This is a genomic window from Geobacter argillaceus, assembly GCF_007830735.1.
In the GTDB taxonomy this organism is placed as follows: Bacteria; Desulfobacterota; Desulfuromonadia; order Geobacterales; family DSM-12255; genus Geomobilibacter; species Geomobilibacter argillaceus.
In genome coordinates, this window is sequence record NZ_VLLN01000035.1 from 16,889 (window position 1) to 34,973 (window position 18,085).

General features: G+C 58.9%; 15 protein-coding genes. 8 read left to right on the forward strand and 7 right to left on the reverse strand.

Translation table 11 applies throughout. From position 1 onward, the window contains the following. Positions 1 to 4: 4 nt before the first annotated feature. Together JN12_RS18510 and gap are read right to left on the reverse strand one after the other, a co-directional pair. Complete coding sequence (locus tag JN12_RS18510; protein ID WP_145025544.1) at positions 5 to 1,201, reverse strand: phosphoglycerate kinase; 1,197 nt, start codon at positions 1,199 to 1,201, stop codon at positions 5 to 7. Positions 1,202 to 1,369: 168 nt separating this feature from the next. Next, the gene (gap, locus tag JN12_RS18515; protein WP_145025546.1) at positions 1,370 to 2,371 is read right to left on the reverse strand and encodes a type I glyceraldehyde-3-phosphate dehydrogenase; all 1,002 of its coding nucleotides are present in this window, start codon (positions 2,369 to 2,371) and stop codon (positions 1,370 to 1,372) included. A 241-nt stretch (positions 2,372 to 2,612) separates the two neighbouring features. On the opposite strand from gap, the gene JN12_RS18520 reads away from it, so the two are divergent. The 8 genes from JN12_RS18520 to pyrE all read left to right on the forward strand — a co-directional run bounded on the left by JN12_RS18520 (position 2,613) and on the right by pyrE (position 14,091). Continuing rightward, positions 2,613 to 4,682, forward strand: a complete 2,070-nt coding sequence (locus JN12_RS18520) for an ATP-binding protein (protein WP_145025548.1) — start codon at positions 2,613 to 2,615, stop codon at positions 4,680 to 4,682. Positions 4,683 to 4,807: 125 nt separating this feature from the next. Beyond that, entirely contained in the window at positions 4,808 to 5,578 is a 771-nt protein-coding gene (locus JN12_RS18525) for an MBL fold metallo-hydrolase (RefSeq protein WP_145025550.1), read from the forward strand. 190 nt (positions 5,579 to 5,768) lie between these two features. Beyond that, positions 5,769 to 7,064: an adenylosuccinate lyase gene (gene purB, locus JN12_RS18530; protein ID WP_145025552.1), complete on the forward strand. Its 1,296-nt coding sequence runs from the start codon at positions 5,769 to 5,771 to the stop codon at positions 7,062 to 7,064. Next, the gene (locus tag JN12_RS18535) at positions 7,057 to 8,139 is read left to right on the forward strand and encodes a mechanosensitive ion channel family protein (RefSeq protein ID WP_170242060.1); all 1,083 of its coding nucleotides are present in this window, start codon (positions 7,057 to 7,059) and stop codon (positions 8,137 to 8,139) included. Before purB ends, JN12_RS18535 begins: the two co-directional genes overlap by 8 nt. Continuing rightward, complete coding sequence (locus JN12_RS18540; RefSeq protein ID WP_145025556.1) at positions 8,140 to 11,130, forward strand: phosphoribosylformylglycinamidine synthase subunit PurS; 2,991 nt, start codon at positions 8,140 to 8,142, stop codon at positions 11,128 to 11,130. Between the two features lie 129 nt (positions 11,131 to 11,259). Next, a complete protein-coding gene (locus tag JN12_RS18545; RefSeq protein WP_145025558.1) occupies positions 11,260 to 12,087 on the forward strand; it encodes a phosphoribosylformylglycinamidine synthase subunit PurQ in 828 nt (275 codons plus the stop codon). A 37-nt stretch (positions 12,088 to 12,124) separates the two neighbouring features. Continuing rightward, positions 12,125 to 13,543, forward strand: a complete 1,419-nt coding sequence (gene purF / locus JN12_RS18550) for an amidophosphoribosyltransferase (RefSeq protein ID WP_145025560.1) — start codon at positions 12,125 to 12,127, stop codon at positions 13,541 to 13,543. After that, the gene (gene pyrE, locus JN12_RS18555) at positions 13,540 to 14,091 is read left to right on the forward strand and encodes an orotate phosphoribosyltransferase (RefSeq protein WP_145025562.1); all 552 of its coding nucleotides are present in this window, start codon (positions 13,540 to 13,542) and stop codon (positions 14,089 to 14,091) included. Before purF ends, pyrE begins: the two co-directional genes overlap by 4 nt. 201 nt (positions 14,092 to 14,292) lie before the next feature. On the opposite strand, the gene JN12_RS18560 is transcribed toward pyrE, so the two are convergent. The 5 genes from JN12_RS18560 to JN12_RS18580 all read right to left on the reverse strand — a co-directional run bounded on the left by JN12_RS18560 (position 14,293) and on the right by JN12_RS18580 (position 17,939). After that, positions 14,293 to 15,066: an ATP-binding protein gene (locus JN12_RS18560; RefSeq protein ID WP_145025564.1), complete on the reverse strand. Its 774-nt coding sequence runs from the start codon at positions 15,064 to 15,066 to the stop codon at positions 14,293 to 14,295. Positions 15,067 to 15,163: 97 nt separating this feature from the next. After that, entirely contained in the window at positions 15,164 to 15,796 is a 633-nt protein-coding gene (locus JN12_RS18565; protein WP_145025566.1) for an exosortase C-terminal domain/associated protein EpsI, read from the reverse strand. Then, complete coding sequence (gene xrtA, locus JN12_RS18570; protein WP_246125921.1) at positions 15,793 to 16,632, reverse strand: exosortase A; 840 nt, start codon at positions 16,630 to 16,632, stop codon at positions 15,793 to 15,795. Before xrtA ends, JN12_RS18565 begins: the two co-directional genes overlap by 4 nt. Positions 16,633 to 17,111: 479 nt before the next feature. Beyond that, the gene (locus JN12_RS18575; RefSeq protein ID WP_145025568.1) at positions 17,112 to 17,390 is read right to left on the reverse strand and encodes a hypothetical protein; all 279 of its coding nucleotides are present in this window, start codon (positions 17,388 to 17,390) and stop codon (positions 17,112 to 17,114) included. Between the two features lie 345 nt (positions 17,391 to 17,735). After that, positions 17,736 to 17,939, reverse strand: coding sequence for a hypothetical protein (locus JN12_RS18580; protein WP_145025570.1), 204 nt, complete (start codon positions 17,937 to 17,939; stop codon positions 17,736 to 17,738). Positions 17,940 to 18,085: the final 146 nt, after the last annotated feature.

The following is an 18,085-nucleotide window of genomic DNA, read 5'->3' on the forward strand; positions in this document are numbered from 1 at the left end:
TCCTTTATTTTCCCTTCACATCCAGCGCCTTGACCCCGGGGAGAACCTTCCCTTCCAGCAACTCCAGGAAGGCGCCGCCGCCTGTGGAAATGTAGCTGACCTTGTCGGCCACCCCTGCCTTGTTCACGGCCGCATCGGTATCCCCCCCGCCGATGACGGTGGTGGCGTAACAGTTGCCAACCGCCTCGGCTACGGCAAAGGTGCCGCGGGCAAAGGCGTCCATCTCGAACACCCCCATGGGGCCGTTCCAGATAACCGTTTTCGCGTCCCGCAGAGTTTCGGCAAAGAGCGCAGCCGAGGCGGGCCCGATATCCAGGGCCATCCACCCCTCGGGAATCTCCTGGACTGTGGCAATGAAGTTGGTGGCTTTCGCCTCGAAGGCATCGGCCACGACGCAGTCCATTGGCAGGTAGAATTTGACCCCCCTTTTCTTCGCCTTATCCATGACCTTCTTGGCGGTCGGGATCAATTCGTCCTCCACCAGCGACTTGCCCACCCCATACCCCATGGCCTTCAGGAAGGTAAAGGCCATGCCGCCGCCGATGACGATCTTGTCGACCTTGTTGACCAGGGTTTCCAGCACCTCCAGCTTGCCGGAGACCTTGGCGCCGCCCAGGATGGCCACCAGCGGCCGCACCGGGTTTTTCATCGCCTTGTCGAAAAAGGTCATCTCGTTCTTCATCAGAAAGCCGGCGGCAATCGTCGGCACGATTTTGGTGATCGCCTCCACCGAGGCGTGGGCGCGGTGGGAGACGGCAAAGGCGTCGTTGACATAAATCTCGCAGCCGTTGAGAAGCTTCCCGGCAAAAGCGGCATCGTTCTTCTCTTCGCCGGGATAGAACCGAACGTTCTCCAGCATGACCACGTCGCCGGGTTTCATGGCAGCGACAAGCTTGTCGACCTCAGGGCCGAAGCAGTCCGGAGCCTGGGTCACCTTCTTGCCGAGCAGTTGGGACAGCCGCTTGCTTGCCGGGGCCATGGTATATTTCGCCTTTTTCTCCCCCTTGGGCCGCCCCAGGTGAGAAGCCAAAACCACCTTCGCCCCTTGTTCGACGGCGTATTTGATGGTCGGCACGGCACCGGCAATGCGGGTATCCTCAGTGATGTTTCCCTTGTCATCCTGCGGAACATTGAAGTCCACCCGGATGAAAACCTTTTTCCCCTTCAGGTCCTTGAGTTGATCGATGTAGCGGATTGGCATATTCTCCTCCTTAATGGATTTGTTCATGGTAGGGGAGCGCTTGCTCCGCCCAACAAGGGCGCGGCAAGCGCCCCTACATTGATTTATTTTGTGTCATCTTGAATGAGACGGCTGTATCGGGCAAAAGAATGGGGAGGCAGTTTCCTGTCTCCCCAATCCTTCAGTAGCCTATTTGGAAGCGATCAGCTTAACCAGGTCAACGACCCGCTGGGAAAAGCCGCATTCGTTGTCGTACCAGGAAAGAACCTTGACCATGTTCCCATCGAGCACCTTGGTGCAGGCAGCATCGACAATAGAAGAGAGGAGGTTGCCGTTGAAGTCGATGGAAACGAGCGGCGCCTCCTCGAAGCCGAGAATCCCCTTGAGAGCCCCTTTGGAGGCCTTCTTCAGTGCTGCGTTGACCTTCTCGGCATCGGTCTTCTTCTTCAGGACTGCCACCAGGTCGACCACGGAGACGTTGGGGGTCGGCACCCGGATCGCCATGCCATCCATCTTGCCCTTGAGCTCGGGCAGGACAAGGGAGACCGCCTTGGCGGCACCGGTAGTGGTGGGGATCATGGACAGAGCCGCAGCCCGGGCCCGGCGCAGGTCCCTGTGGGGAAGATCGAGAATGTTCTGGTCGTTGGTGTATGAGTGAACCGTGGTCACGAGCCCCTTTTCGATGCCGAAGGTCTCGTGGAGAACCTTGGCCACCGGCGCCAGACAGTTGGTGGTACAGGAGGCGTTGGAGATGATGTTGTGCTTCTTCGGGTCGTACAGGCTGCTGTTGACCCCCATGACGATGGTGATATCCTCGCCGGTGGCAGGGGCAGAGATGATCACCTTCCTGGCGCCCGCCTTCAGGTGCAGTTCGGCCTTATCCCTAGCGGTAAACAGCCCGGTGGCTTCCAGCACCAGGTCAACCTTTTCCTTTTTCCACGGCAGCGCTGCCGGGTCCCGTTCCTTGTAGATAGTGATCGCCTTACCGTTCACCACCAGTTCGTCGCCTTTGGCCTCGACCTTGGCGTTAAAGGCCCCATGGACAGAGTCATACTTAAGAAGATGAGCAAGAGTGGCGGAATCGGTAAGATCGTTAATTGCCACGATCTCTATATCCTTTTCCTTAAGGGCTGCCCTAAACACCATCCTGCCAATTCTTCCGAAACCGTTGATCGCAACTCTGATTGCCATGTCCTGCCTCCTCAAAATTTTGATCTAGTGTACTCTATCACTCATCCGAGTCAAATGGACGCCGCATAATAAACATTCGCCGGATTTGCCGTCAACAACTTTGTTAACGATCAATAATCAGATTAACACGCATGCTGCGCCGCCAGAAGACGCATTGCGAAAAATTAATATCAAACAACTAATTCTATGGTAGTATTCATCAATTCGGGCTTAAGATTTTGTCGCACCTCTTGCACAGCGAATGAAAAACTCTTTAGAAAAACGCATCCTTATCTTCTCGTTCCTTGTCCTATCCCTGACCATTCTGGCCAACACCGGCATGGATATCATCGGTTTTCGCACGGATTACGAGAATGCCCTTATCCTCCGCTCCCAGAGCCTTGGTGCCTCCCTCAAGGGGTCGGTGGAAAAGGTTCTGGGGCTCGGTGTCGACCTGCTCGCCATAGAAGGTCTTCCCGCCAAGTGCCAGGAACTGGTGGCCAACAACCCGGAAATCGCTTATTGCGCTATCACCGATCCCGACGGCAGCCCCCTCTATATCAATAACGAGAAATACAGCCGGCTGAATTTCTCCGCCATTATCAAGTCGCTCAACCTGCGACTGAATGAGCGGACCCACCTGATCGGCGACGGCACCAAATACTACGACACGGTCACAACCATCAAAACCCCGGACGGCAAGGTGAGCGGCCTGGTCCATATCGGCTTCGAGGAAAGCGCAATCACGGACAAGGTCACGAAGATGGTTGTCCGCTCCGTCTTCATCCTGGCGGTCTTTTTGCTGGTGGTCTTCTCTCTCGTTGCCCTCTTCATCAGGAAGAGTGTCATGCAACCGATCACCAAGCTTCTGGCCGGGGTCCAGAAAATCTCCCAGGGGGCGCTGGACACCAAGATCCCGGAAGTACCGGTCTTCGAATTCAACGAGCTGGCCAGATCGATCAATGCCATGGCCGCATCGCTGAAAGAGCGCGACCTGGAGCTCAAGAGCCATTATCAGGAGCTCACCGACACCCACCAGCAACTCCAGGCCTCCTTCAACCAACTGGAAGAGATGAGTCTGGATCTGGAACGCTCGGAAGAACTTTACAAGTCCCTCATGCAGGACGCCAGCGATGCCATCGTGGTCCTGGGGGCGGACGAGACCATTCGGATCGTCAACAAAATGGCCGAAGAGATCTTTGGTTATTCTGCCGCCGAACTGCTGGGGCTCCACGTCACAAAATTCCTGCTCCTCCTGAACGTGGAAAACGTCCCCAGAGTCCACCGGCTGTTTGCCGCGACCCGCACCGGCGACCATGTCACCGACGAACTGCAACTGGTCAACAAAAACGAGAGCGTCGTCCTGGCAAAAATTTCCATCGTCAGTATCCAGCAGGGGAACGAACGGATTATCCAGGCCATCTTCCGTGACATTACCAAGGAACGGGAGATCCTGAGCAATCTGAGCAAGAGCGCCGCCGACCTGGCCCGGCTCAACCGGATGAAAGACTCGTTCCTGGGACTCGCGTCCCACGAACTAAAGACCCCCCTGACCGTCATCATGGGCTATGCGGAGCTGATCACCACCGATATGGCCGACCGGCTGGACAAGACTGTCCTGGAGATGATGCAGAACATCTCCAACGCAGCCATGCGCCTGGACAACATCGTCAGGGATCTGGTGGACATCTCCATGATCGACGAGCAGCGGGTCCGCCTCAAGTTCGAGGAACTGGACATCAACTCCCTGGTGGAGGCTACCGTCAACGAACTCAGCTTTTTCTTTTCCATGCGCCACCAGAAGATCCAGGTCAAACTGGATACCACCATCCCCGGCATCAAAGGAGACCGGATACGTCTGATGCAGCTCCTGTCCAACGTGCTGGGTAACGCCATAAAGTTCACTCCGGACGGTGGCACCATATCGGTTTCCACATCCGCCAAATACCTCCTCCGTGGCATCCAGCCCGCTCCTGACAACCACGCCCTTACAGTCGACAACGGCCGCAATCATCACCTGTATGTGCAGATCACCGTCAGCGACACCGGTATCGGCATCGACAGGGACGATCAGGTGCGCATTTTCGAAAAATTCTACGAAGCCGGGAATATCGAGGAGCACAGCTCGGGAAAGGTTGCCTTCAAGGCCAAGGGTGCCGGCCTCGGCCTGGCCATCGCCAAAGGGATCGTCCAGATGCATGGTGGTGACATCTGGGTGGAATCCCCGGGGCATAATCCCGACGATTTCCCGGGCTCCACGTTCCACATAATTCTTCCCGTCAACCCGGTCGCCGATCAAAGCAGCATCGATTACATGAGCATTTTCAGATAATTCTCCCTCTTGAACCAGACCCCGAACTAAGGTATAAGGAGATGTTCTGCCTACGACCTGCCCTGGCCAAATACGCCGGCAACGGCAGGAACGCGACTATCCTACGGCATCACGGGAGACAGTGTGTGCAGATCTGCCTGCTAGCCAGCGGCAGCAAGGGGAATGCGGTTTTCGTACGGAGCGGCGCTACAAGGCTCTTGATCGACGCCGGGTTGTCGTCCGTCGAGATCATCCGCCGGCTGGCGCTGATCGGCGTAAACGGCAGCGATCTGCACGCCATCCTTGTCAGCCACGACCATACCGACCATATCAAGGGGGCCGGCACCCTGGGCCGCAAACTCAAGATTCCGGTCCTGGTCAGCTACCCGACCCACAAGGCAGCCGAAAGCACCTTTCGCAAGTCAGAGGTGGTGGAGTTCGAATCGGGCTATTCCTTTGCCTTCCGGGATCTGATAATCGAACCGTTTCCGACCACCCACGACGCCTGTGATCCGGTTGGCTTCACCATAGAAAGCGGTGAAGGACGGTTTGGCTTTGCCACAGACTTCGGCATTGTGACACGACTCATCACGGAAAAGCTCAAGGGATGCCGGGCGCTGGTCATCGAGTCAAACCATGACGAAGAGATGCTCCAAAACGGCCCCTACCCCTGGCATCTGAAGCAGCGGATCAAGTCCCGGCACGGACACATCTCCAACAACGAATCGAGCCAGCTTCTCGAAGAACTGCTGCACGACGGGCTCGAAGGGGTCTTTCTGGCCCATCTTTCGGAGGTCAACAACGATCCGCGACTGGCGGAGAGTACCGCCACCACACTTCTTGCCGGCCAGAATGTTTGTGCACCGAGGCTGTTTGTCGGTGACCAGTACCGGCCAAGCGAACTACTGGAGATTTAGCCGGTTGCTGAAAAACAGCCATCTCGCCGCCGTCCTCGCAAGCTTCCTTGTGCGGCGTAGCGCTGCTACGCCTCCGCGGAGTCTGCTGCGGATGCGACGACCTGACTATTTTTGAGCAACCTAAGTTTTTCAGTATGCATTTAGATTTAGGCGCATTGCGCCGCCCGAACTTTAACGAGGAGTTTTCAGCATGATCGAACGTTACACCCGTCCTGAAATGGCCCGCATCTGGACCGACGAGAACCGCTTCCGGAAATGGCTCAATATCGAGATCTACGCCTGCGAGGCCCACGCCGAGCTGGGCAACATCCCCACTGACGCCGTCGACCGGATCAAGGAGAAGGCCAGCTTCGACGTCGACCGGATCAACGAGATCGAGCGGACCGTCAAGCACGACGTCATCGCCTTTCTCACCTCGGTGGCCGACTACATCGGCGATGACTCGCGCTTCGTCCACCTGGGGCTCACCTCCTCCGACGTGCTGGACACCTCCTTTGCCATGCTGCTGGCCGAGGCGAGCGACCTGATCATCGACGATATCCGGCGCCTGATGGCAGCCATCAAAAAACGGGCCTTCGAACACCGGATGACCCCGATGATGGGGCGCTCCCACGGTATCCACGCCGAACCGGTCACCTTCGGCATCAAGATGGCCCTCTGGTACGACGAGATGCGCCGCAACCTCCGACGAATGGAGTCGGCCCGGGAGACCGTGGCCTACGGCAAGATATCCGGTGCGGTCGGAACCTTTGCCAACATCGACCCCAAGGTCGAGGAATATGTCTGCCGGAAGGCGGGGCTCAAGCCGGCCCCCTGCTCCACCCAGGTGATCCAGCGCGACCGCCATGCCGAGTTCTTCTCCACCCTGGCGATCATCGCCTCCTCCATCGAGAAGTTTGCCGTCGAGATCCGCCACCTGCAGCGGACCGAGGTGCTGGAGGCCGAGGAATTCTTCAGCAAGGGGCAGAAAGGCTCTTCCGCCATGCCCCACAAGCGGAACCCGGTCCTGTCCGAAAACCTTACCGGCCTGGCCCGCCTGATCCGCGGCTATGCCGTGTCGGCCATGGAGAACGTGGCACTCTGGCACGAGCGGGACATCTCCCACTCCTCCGTGGAACGGATCATCGGCCCGGACGGCACCATCCTCATGGACTTCATGCTCAACCGCTGCGTCGGCCTGATCGAAAACCTGGTGGTCTACCCGGAAAACATGTTGAAGAACCTGAACCAGATGCGGGGACTCATCTTCTCCCAGCGGGTACTGCTCAAGCTGGCCACTGCCGGCGCCTCGCGGGAACAGGCCTACTCCCTGGTACAGCGAAACGCCATGAAAGTCTGGGAGCAGGGAAAGGACTTCCTGGAAGAGCTGCTGGCCGACACCGAAGTACGCGGCTACCTGCCGGAAGAGGAGATCCGCGAAGCGTTCGACCTGGGCTACCACATGAAACATGTGGACACCATCTTCACGAGGGTCTTTGGTGAATAGCATCCTGGAATTTTTCCAGCAGCAGGAAACCGACAGCCCCTATCTCTACTGGCTGAAGGAGATCCTGGTCGCGGTGGTGATCTTTGCCCTTTTCTGGGTGCTGTCGCGACTGCTCCGCTGGCTCCTCACGAACTGGGTGCCCCGGCTGACCGCCTTTACCGCCACTGACCTGGATGACCGGATTCTCAACAGGGTAACGCCGCCAACGGCGCTCTTGGTGGTATTTGCCGGACTCTACGCGGCACTGCACTCCCTGCCGTTTCCGGCAAATGTGCAGCTCTGGGTATCGGGTGGGGTCTTCGTCATCAACGTGGCGCTGCTCACGAACATCGCCTACCGGGCCACCGACGAACTGCTCGGCTGGTACGGCAACCGTCTCGCCCAACGCCACGGAGAAGGGCTCGACCGACAGCTGATCCCGCTCCTGGAAAAGCTTATCACCATCTTTGTGATCGCCACGGCCCTGATCATCATCCTCAAACACTTCAACTACGACATTCTCTCCCTGGTCACCGCCCTGGGGATCGGCTCCCTGGCCATCGGTATGGCAGCCAAGGACACCCTGGCCAACATGATCTCCGGCTTCACCCTGATGATCGACCGGCCATTCCGGATCGGCGACCGTATCCAGCTCAAGGACGGCAACTGGGGGGACGTGACCGACATAGGTCTCCGGACCACCAAGATCAAGACCGTGGACAACACCCTCCTGATCATCCCCAACTCCGACCTGTGCAACACCACGGTCATCAACCAGGCGTTCCCGGATGTCCGCGCCAAAGGCAGGATCAACCTCGGCGTCTCCTATGGCAGCGACGTGGAGCAGGTAAAGAAGCTCCTGGTCGACACCGCCCTGGAGGTTCCCAACGTCCTCAGGGAACCGATACCTGAGGCCTATTTCACCTCGTTCGGCGACAGCACCCTGCAGATGGCCCTCTTCTTCTGGGTTGAGGAGTACACCAAGGTATTTCCCGTTACCGACACCATCAACACCCTGCTGATCAGGCGGCTGGCCGAACATGGGGTGAGCATCCCCTACCCGACCCAGACCGTGCTGCTGCACAAGGAAGGATAAATGGCCAACAGAATCGAAATCGCCCTCAAGGACGGGGTGCGTGACGCCCGCGGCGAGCGGGTTGCCGGAGAAATCGCCCATTTTCTCCACCTGCCGGTGGCAGCGGTCCGGACCATTGATGTCTTTACCGTCGATGCCCCCCTCTCCCGAGCCGAACTGGAGCAGGCTGCCAGCGGCCCCCTGTGCGACCCGGTCATCCAGACCTGGAGCATCGATGCCCCCCAGGGCCACGACTTCGACTTCGCCGTCGAAGTGGGACTCCGCCCCGGCGTCACCGACAACATCGGCCGCACTGCCCGCGAGGCGATCGAGTACCTGACCGGCCGGCCGTTCGCTGCCGGTGAGGCGGTCTACACCGCGGTCCAGTACCTGATCAGCGGCCCTCTCACCAGTGCCGATATCGAACGAATCGCCACCGGCCTCCTCTGCAACACACTGATCCAGCGCTTCACCATCCTTTCCGCTGCCGACTTCGGTACCAACGGGGGCTTCCCGGCCACCCTGCCCAAGGTTAGCGGCGAAACAAAGGCCGAGGTCCGGGAGATCGACCTCAACGTGAGCGATGAGGAGTTGATGCGGATCAGCAAGGATGGAGTGCTGGCCCTCACCCTGGAGGAAATGCGGATCATCCGGGACCACTACCGCGATCCGCAACTGCTGGCCGAGCGTCGCACCGTCGGTCTTTCCGACCGGCCGACCGACGTGGAATTGGAGTGCCTGGCCCAGACCTGGTCCGAGCACTGCAAACACAAAATCTTCGCCGGCACGGTCCAGTACGAGGACGAAAACGGCACCAAACAGGAGATCAAATCCCTGTTCAAGTCGTTCATCCAGCGGACCACCAAGGATGTCCGGGAAAAACTGGGGGACAAGGACTTCTGCCTCTCGGTCTTCAAGGACAACGCCGGAGTGATCCGCTTCAACGATCAGCAGTCCCTGGTCTTCAAGGTGGAGACCCACAACTCGCCGTCGGCCCTGGACCCCTACGGCGGGGCGCTCACCGGCATCGTCGGGGTCAACCGCGACCCGTTCGGTACCGGCAAAGGGGCGAGACTGATCTTCAACACCGACGTCTTTTGCTTTGCCGACCCGTTCTATGCCAAGCCGCTCCCCTCCCGCCTGCTTCACCCCCGCCGTATTTACGAGGGTGTCGTGGAAGGAGTGGAACACGGCGGCAACAAGAGCGGCATCCCGACCGTCAACGGCTCACTGGTCTTTGATGAACGATTTGCCGGCAAACCGCTCGTCTTCTGCGGCACCGCCGGCATGATGCCGGCCGAGATAGGCGGCGAGCCGAGCTTTGAGAAGAGCATCAAGCCGGGCGACCTGATCGTCATGACCGGCGGCCGGATCGGCAAGGACGGCATCCATGGCGCCACCTTCTCCTCCGAGGAGTTGAACGAGAACTCGCCGGTGTCGGCGGTACAGATCGGCGACCCGATTACCCAGAAGCGGATGTTCGACTTCCTGATCCGGGCCAGGGACAAGGGGCTGTACCGCTTCATCACCGACAACGGCGCCGGCGGACTATCCTCTTCCATCGGCGAGATGGCGGGCGAATGCAACGGCTGCCGGATGGACCTGGCCAAGGCCCCCCTCAAGTACCCGGGTCTGGCCCCGTGGGAGATACTGATTTCCGAGGCCCAGGAGCGGATGAGCCTGGCCGTGCCGCCGGAGAAGCTCGACGAGTTCCTGGCCATGGCGAAGCGGTTCGGCTGCGAAGCCACGGTCCTTGGGGAGTTCACCGACAGCGGCACCTTCCACATCCTCTACAACGACCGGACCGTCGCCTACCTCCCCATGTCGTTCATGCACGAGGGGCTCCCCCCCATGCAGCTCCCGGCAAAGTGGCTACCGCCGCGCCACGAAGAACCTACCATCGAGATGAAGGGTGACTACACCGCCGACCTGTCTGCGCTTCTCGGCTCCCTCAACATCTGCTCCAAGGAGTCGGTGGTGCGGCGTTACGACCATGAGGTGCAGGGTGGGAGCATCGTCAAGCCGTTCACCGGCATCGCCAACGACGGCCCGTCCGATGCGGCAGTTGTCCGACCGATCCTCGACTCCTGGGAAGGGGTAGTGGTGGCCCACGGTATCTGTCCCCGCTACAGCGACATCGACACCTACCACATGACCGCCAACGCCGTCGACGAGGGGTTGCGCAACTATGTAGCCACAGGAGGCTCCCTGGAGCTGGTGGCCGGCCTGGACAACTTCTGCTGGTGCGACCCGGTCCTGTCCGAAAAGACCCCGGACGGTGCCTACAAGATGGCCCAACTGGTCCGCTCCAACCAGGCGCTGTACGACATCTGCCTGGCCTATTCCCTTCCGCTCATCTCCGGCAAGGACTCCATGAAGAACGACTTCTACGACGGCACCACCAAGATCTCCATTCCGCCGACCCTGCTCTTCTCGGTGATCGGCAAGATCGAGGATGTCCGGAAGGCGGTCACCATGGACGTGAAGCGTCCCGGTGACCTCGTCTACCTGCTGGGCAAGAGCGCCAACGAGCTCGGCGGCTCCGAATACCTGGCACTGAAAGGGGCGACCGGCAACCGGGTACCGGTGGTGAACCCTGTCAAGGCCTACCAGCGCTACCAGGCCTATCACCGGGCGGTCATGGAAGGGACTGTCGCCTCCTGCCACGACCTGTCCGACGGCGGCCTGGCGGTAGCCGCTGCCGAGAGCGCCTTTGCCGGCGGCTGCGGCCTTAGGCTCGACCTCTCCAAAGTCCTCTGGAAGGGAGATGCCGCTGAGAAGAGCGACGTGGCCCTCCTCTTCGGCGAGTCGGCCTCCCGGCACCTGGTGACCGTCCGTCCGGAGAAGCGGGACGCCTTCGAGGCCTTCATGAGCGGCAACTGTTTCGCCGCCATCGGCGAGGTCACCCAGGAACCGACCCTGACCATCACCGGCCTCTCAGGCAGCACCGTGGTCAAGGCGGGGCTGACTGAGCTGAAAGAGGCGTGGCAGCGCCCCTTGCGGGATCTTTAAGCGAACAATTCAACACGGAAGGACGCGGAACAAAGCGGATCACCACGGATTCTAGATTCAGAATAAACATCCGCGTCAATCCATCACAAATCCGTGTCGTTCCGCGTTGAATAACGAGGTTATCTTTAAATGAAAAAAACCAGAGCAATAGTTATCACCGGCAACGGCACCAACTGCGAGGTGGAGGCGGCCCACGCCTGCCGCCTGGGCGGGTTCGACGAGGCGGTCGTCGCCCACATCGCCGAACTGCTTTCCGGCGAGATCCGCCTGGACGACTTCCACTTCCTGAACCTGACCGGCGGCTTCCTGGACGGTGACGACCTGGGGAGCGCCAAGGCCCAGGCCAACCGCCTCAGGTACGCCAAGGTTGACGAACGGGAGGAGCACCTGCTGGACCAACTGCTCCGCTTCATCAGTGCCGGCAAGCCGATCCTCGGGGTCTGCAACGGCTTCCAGCTGATGGTCAAGATGGGGCTCCTGCCCGGCTTCGGCGGCACCACCCTGGAACAGGTGGCCACCCTCACCCACAACGATTGCGGCCGCTTCCAGGACCGCTGGGTATACCTGAAGGTCGACCCTGCCTCACCGTCCGTCTTCACCAAAGGGATCGCCAAGGGGATCTACCTGCCGATCCGCCACGGCGAAGGGAAATTCGTCACCGCTTCCCTGGAGGTCCTGGCCCGGATCGAACGGGAGAACCTGGCACCGCTCAAGTATAGCGATGCCGGCTACAAAGCTCCCACCATGGAATTTCCCCTGAACCCCAACGGTTCGGAGAACGCCATCGCCGGCATCTGCGACGCGACCGGCCGGCTCATGGGGCTCATGCCCCACCCGGAGGCTTTCGTCCACCGCACCAGCCACCCCCGCTGGACGCGGGAGGAGCTGCCGGAGGATGGAGACGGTCTGGTCCTGTTCAAGAACGCGGCAGAATACGTGAGACAAAACCTTGTCTGATCCGTTCCTCACCGATGTACAGCAACGTGGAGACCTTATGAATTTTTCACGCCCAGAAGAAGAGTGCGGCATCTTCGGCATCTTCAACCACCAGGAGGCGTCAAACCTCACCTACCTCGGCCTGTACGCCCTCCAGCACCGGGGCCAGGAAGCATGCGGCATCGTCTCCTCCGACGGCACAACCCTCCATACCCATAAGGCGATGGGGCTGGTGGCCGATGTCTTCGGCAACCAGGAGATCTTCCAGAAGTTGCCGGGACGCTCCGCCATCGGCCATGTCCGCTACTCCACCGCCGGCTCCTCCGTCATCAAGAACACCCAGCCGATCATGGTGGAGTACTCCCGCGGCGCCATCGCCGTGGCCCACAACGGCAACATCGTCAATGCCCAGCTGATCCGGGACGAACTGGAGGCCTACGGTTCCATCTTCCAGACCTCCATGGACACCGAAATCATCGTTCACCTGCTGGCCACCTCCAAGAACAACTCCCTGGTGGATCGGATCACCGGCGCCCTTGAGCGGATCGAGGGGGCCTACTGCCTCCTGTTCCTGACAGAAAGCCGGATGATCGCGGTCCGCGACCCGTACGGCTTTCGCCCGCTGTGCCTGGGCAAGCTGGGCGAGTCCTACGTGGTCGCCTCGGAGAGCTGTGCCCTGGACCTGATCGAGGCCGAGCTCATCCGGGAGATCGAGCCGGGCGAAATGATCGTGATCAACAAGAACGGCATCACCTCCCACTTTCCCTGGAAAAAGGTGACGCCGACCCCCTGCATCTTCGAGTTTGTCTACTTCGCCCGCCCCGACTCCTACATCTTCGGCAGGAACGTCTACATGGTTCGCAAGGAGATGGGGCGCCAGCTGGCGAGGGAGCACGGCGTGGAGGCCGATGTGGTCATCGCGGTTCCCGATTCCGGGGTACCGGCTGCCATGGGGTATGCCGAGGAGGCAGGTATCCGCTTCGAGCTGGGGTTGATCCGCAACCACTACGTGGGGCGAACCTTTATCGAGCCCCAGCAGGCGATCCGCCACTTCGGCGTCAAGATCAAGCTGAATCCGGTCAGGGAGGTGCTTGAAGGGAAACGGGTGGTGGTCATCGACGATTCCATCGTCCGGGGCACCACCTCCCGCAAGATCGTCAAGATGGTACGAAACGCCGGCGCCAAAGAGGTGCACATGCGCATCTCCTCTCCACCCACCAGCTACCCCTGCTACTACGGCATCGACACCCCCAACCGCAAAGAGCTGATCTCCGCCTCCCACACCATCGACGAGATCCGCCGCTACATCACCGCCGACAGCCTTGGCTATCTCTCCCACAACGGCCTGATCCAGTCGGTCGGCCCGGAGAACACCGCCCACTGCAAGGCCTGTTTCTCCGGCGATTACCCCATCAGGTTTCCCAACATGGGGATCGATCCGCAGATGGACCTATTTGATAAGGAGTATGTAAAATGACCGATCGGGAACGACTGAAGCAGATCATCCTGGAACTCTCCTACGAGAAGCGCAGAGTGACCCTCGCCTCCGGGCGGGAGAGCGACTTCTACTTCGACGGCAAGCAGACCACCCTCCACGCAGAAGGCGGGCTCCTGGTCGGCAGGCTCTTCTTTGATGCGATCAAGGACGTTGCCGGCGTTCAGGCCGTGGGCGGGATCACCCTCGGTGCCGACCCCATCGCCACCGCCACCTCCATTGCCGCCCATCTGGCGGGTAAACCGCTCCATGCCTTCATCATCCGCAAGGAGCCGAAGGGGCACGGCACCGGCCAGTGGCTGGAGGGGCGCAAGAACCTCCCCCCCGGCACCAGGGTCGTCATCGTCGAGGACGTGGTCACCACCGGCGGTTCCTCCATGAAGGCGGTGAACCGGGCCAAGGAAGAAGGGCTGGACGTGCTCGGCATCGTCTCCCTGGTGGACCGTGAAGAAGGGGGCCGGGAGAACATCGAGAAGGAAGGCTACTGGCTGAAGGCAATCTTCACCAAAGGCGAGCTGGTGGGGGAGTAGACCCTTGCTCCATAGGTAGTTGCAAAAAAAATCCTGATAAGCGACCCACGCCCCATCTGGGGGCGAATTTTCATAGAGTAACTTGAGATTCACCTCATGGTTGGCTATCTTAATGATGGCAGCCAGGATGAGGAGGCCGAATCGCCATTGGTGCTTTGTGCCCGTTGATCAGCGTGGTCCGGGAGCTGGCGGAGTTACCAGTCACGGCTTTTTAAGCCACACGGTGAAAACAGTCCCCTTCCCCACCTCGCTCTGTACCTCCAGCCTCCCGCCATGGGCCTCCACGATCTGCCGCGACTGGTAGAGCCCGATGCCCAGCCCTTTCTTCTTGGTAGTGGCAAACGGCTTAAAGAGCTCCCGGCGTATGTAGTCTGCAGACATCCCGCTTCCATGATCGACGACCCTGATGTGGGGTGCTCCGACCATCGCCACCTCGACGGCAACTTGGCTCCCGTCCGGCGAGGCCTCCACGGCATTAAGCAGGAGATTCAGAAGCACCTTCTGCAACTCCTCGGCATCGACCTTGACCACCAGCGGCTCGCCCCCGACGGTCACCCGATCGGCCGGCAGGAATGCCATTGCCCTGCGAACCACGGTCTTCAGATCTACCGGCTGCAGATTGAGCAGTTCCTTCTCACCCAGGTTCTTCAGCCGGCCGATCAGCCCCTGCATCTTGTTCACCGTGTTGTCGAGAGAGCGGAGCATATCCTGCTGGAAATCGGGATTATCGATGTAATGACGGGCGTTGTTGCCGGGGATGAGCGCCTCTGCGTAAAGCGACCACTTTTCCCAGTAGTTGAACAGCTCTGACTGAAGGAACAACCGAAGAGTGAAAGTTTCAAGGAGGGCAGTGACCAGCAGCGCGACGCATATGGAGAAGGTCGACAAGGAGCGCTCGCACCTTGAGCAGGGCATCCAGAACGAGAACAATATGGCGACCGCAATGACGGCTATGGAGAGAGTAGTCTGAACCATTCAAATCCGTGATGGGTGATGGTGACTCGATTACTGCAACAATTCCCGTCCAACACGCCCGCTTTTCCCAGCCCCGAGCCCAGAGCAGGTTCAGTGCCTATGCCGGCAGAAAAGCACGGATGACCGAATGAAAATCGCGAATGAACTGTTCGCCAACAGCACGAGCCCTTGCCTCATCGGCCTCGAACGGCACCGATATCCGGACGAACGTCGAATCGCGGCGGCGATAAAGAAAGGAATTGGCGATCTCGGCTGCCTTGAGGGAGTACTCATCGGAAAGGGAACGATCCCGCACCTGGAACCAGTAGAGGAACATCTCTTTGCTCTCCCCTTTCTGATAAATAGCGCGCACCAGGTTGATCCGTTCCGTGCCAACCATCAAAGTATCTCGCCGGGTGGAAACCTCGTACCAGCCACTTCCCGGCAGGCAGTGTTTGGGAGAATGGATGCCGCCGCTCTCCTTGCCGCCACCGTGGTAGCCTATGTACAGCCCGACCTTTGAACCGTCGTTGCTTCCGTACTGACGGGCTATGTAGTCTGTGGGCTTCAGCACGTTGAGCACATTCTCGCTGAACTCCGTCTGAGAGGTCATCCGCCACGGGCCGGTCTGCACCGGAAACTCGCTGAACGGCTTATTGGTCGGCACCGTGACGTCAGCATGAAGGTTGATGTAGAGTCCGACAACCGCCAATAGCAGATACACAATGAAGAAATGCGTCTTACCAATCATCGCCCCACCCTCCTGAGCAGCGCCCCTTCGGCAACAAGAAGCGCCAAGGCCAAGGCGAAAACGGCCAGGCCGGCGAATTCGTGAAAGAATCCTTCGGCTGCCTTGGCCCCCCACCACTGGGCCAGGATGCCGGTAACGATTACCCGCATGGCATTGGTGACGATGGCGATCGGCACGGCCGACACGATCAGGACCCACCGTTTTAGGTTTGAGGTCTGGATGAAGAAGGCGTAGGCCACGGCGAGGGCAAGGAGCGACATGAGGGAACGGGTGCCGCTGCAGGCATCGGCTACCTCCAGGGTGGTGGTGGGGAGCATGATGATGTTGCCCTCCCGCACCACTGCCACGCCGATCATCTTCATGAACGCGACGGATGCCTTGGTGATGAACAGTTTGAGCGGAAAGGCCACCGCGTCGTAGATGATGTAGGGGATGGGGACCATAAAGATGAGATAACCGAGCGGCAGGGCCATCTCCTTCAGCACCTCCCGGCCGAACCAGTAGAGGACCATACCGATGAGGAGGACGATCAAGGAGGAGCGCATGGTGAAGTATTCGGTGCCAAGCCAGGCAACGGTAAGCTGGAGAAGACCGAGGATAATCACGGCCAGGCCGAGGCCGTCCGGCTTCACGATGCGATCTTTAAGATCAGACCAACGCTGCCAGAGGAAATAACCGGCGATGATCGGCACCAGGAAGCCGTGGGAGTAGTTGTCGTCCTCATACCACCAATGGACCATCTCCGGTACGATTCGATAGTAGGTAGCAACCAGAAGAAGGATGGCCACCACCAGGTACAGTTGTCGAGCTTTCAGTTCTTGAGAGAATGTTGTCAAAAAACTCTCCTCACAATAAGATCGTTATTACGCTGCCCAATGCCAGGCCCCAAAGATGCCCATGAGGTTGCCTGCCAAAAAATATATCGACGAATCATAACAGAAATAATCATCAGCTGGCCTGTGGCCATCTATCTGCTACAATCACCATGAAAAACTATATCTGGCGCCTGACGATTCCCATGCGTTAATGGAAAACCGAGATTCACCATGAAAACAGCAGCCCACATATGCCGCTTGCACACCGGTCTCTTCCTTTTCATGGGAATTCTAAGCACGCCGGCAACTCACGCAGACTCCACCGCATCTACTCTGAAACCGTTTGCTGCTGCACCGGATCAAGTTCTGGTCCTTTACAACCGCGACTGGAAAACTAGGAGCCTGGCACCGCCACTCAGGTTTCACAAGAAGTTGCAGAGTATTATGCCACCATGCATACCGATGCTAAGACAGGAAAAAAGCCGCATCTTCTAGGCCTATCATGCAAGCACTTCGGTCATAACCATTTCAATTCCTGGTACATCAAAGAAGAGAGCCAGGACAATATAAACGGCATTGTCTTCACTGGCAAAGGAAAAGCCCCCGCCGATCCCAAATGGGTCAGGGATTCCCGTAAAGTTGAAATCCACATTAGTGACCCCGATGCCGATTGGAACTCTGTATCGATAACATGCCGTTCGGTGGAAAGCGGTCGGGAAGTGATTATCACTCCTCTTCGTCGCGACCTGCTGGTCATACGACCTGCTGGTCAGCGGCATTCCCCCCACCATTGGCGATGGTGCCGGCTACCCGCCGATTGATCAGAGCAAGGGGCGATGTTTCCGCTTTAACGCCGCGCAATTATTTCGGGGAACCGTAATCGTAGAATTCTCAATAAAGAACCGTCAGGGCAAAACCATTCGTGACCTGTCGCTCCGCTACCATGACGCGCGGGATTTCGCATTCTCCCCGAACGGTAAAGATGGTGTGCCTGATGACAAAATCACCTCAGAAGACATTCTCGACCCGGTCAGGAAATATCTTGAAGACCCCGCCAATACACTCCCCGACGGAACCCTGCTGCGTGACCATATCCTCTACATCGTCGTTGTCCACGGCACTCCCTATGCCGTACAAGGAGTGTTCGGGATCGAACATGGGGCGGTGAAGGTGGAAAATTCCCGCACCGGCTCTTCATCCACTCCTTCGGGAACAGCGACGAAGTGGCTTTTTGAGCCGATGTCGATACCGGCGGCATACGCATTGAGGTGTACCAGATGCTTGGGTAGTCTCATGAGCTTTCTCTTGAACGGCTTCTTCTGCTTCATCACTCCGGCCTCCGCAATAATGATCAGCAAGCCGGAAAGGGGAACTGTCGGATACGGCTCTCTTCTGAACGGGATAGCAGATGCTTCACCAATGACAAAATCGCCAGCTCCCGGACCATGCTAATCAACGGGCACAAGGCGCCAGT

What these genes read in the sequence shown, in the direction of transcription:
- JN12_RS18510 (WP_145025544.1), bottom strand. Translation starts at nt 1,201, where the DNA reads ATGCCAATCCGCTACATCGATCAACTCAAGGACCTGAAGGGGAAAAAG.
- gap (WP_145025546.1), bottom strand. Translation starts at nt 2,371, where the DNA reads ATGGCAATCAGAGTTGCGATCAACGGTTTCGGAAGAATTGGCAGGATG.
- JN12_RS18520 (WP_145025548.1), top strand. Translation starts at nt 2,613, where the DNA reads ATGAAAAACTCTTTAGAAAAACGCATCCTTATCTTCTCGTTCCTTGTC.
- purB (WP_145025552.1), top strand. Translation starts at nt 5,769, where the DNA reads ATGATCGAACGTTACACCCGTCCTGAAATGGCCCGCATCTGGACCGAC.
- JN12_RS18540 (WP_145025556.1), top strand. Translation starts at nt 8,140, where the DNA reads ATGGCCAACAGAATCGAAATCGCCCTCAAGGACGGGGTGCGTGACGCC.
- JN12_RS18545 (WP_145025558.1), top strand. Translation starts at nt 11,260, where the DNA reads ATGAAAAAAACCAGAGCAATAGTTATCACCGGCAACGGCACCAACTGC.
- purF (WP_145025560.1), top strand. Translation starts at nt 12,125, where the DNA reads ATGAATTTTTCACGCCCAGAAGAAGAGTGCGGCATCTTCGGCATCTTC.
- pyrE (WP_145025562.1), top strand. Translation starts at nt 13,540, where the DNA reads ATGACCGATCGGGAACGACTGAAGCAGATCATCCTGGAACTCTCCTAC.
- JN12_RS18560 (WP_145025564.1), bottom strand. Translation starts at nt 15,066, where the DNA reads ATGGTTCAGACTACTCTCTCCATAGCCGTCATTGCGGTCGCCATATTG.
- JN12_RS18565 (WP_145025566.1), bottom strand. Translation starts at nt 15,796, where the DNA reads ATGATTGGTAAGACGCATTTCTTCATTGTGTATCTGCTATTGGCGGTT.
- JN12_RS18575 (WP_145025568.1), bottom strand. Translation starts at nt 17,390, where the DNA reads ATGCCGCTGACCAGCAGGTCGTATGACCAGCAGGTCGCGACGAAGAGG.
- JN12_RS18580 (WP_145025570.1), bottom strand. Translation starts at nt 17,939, where the DNA reads ATGAAGCAGAAGAAGCCGTTCAAGAGAAAGCTCATGAGACTACCCAAG.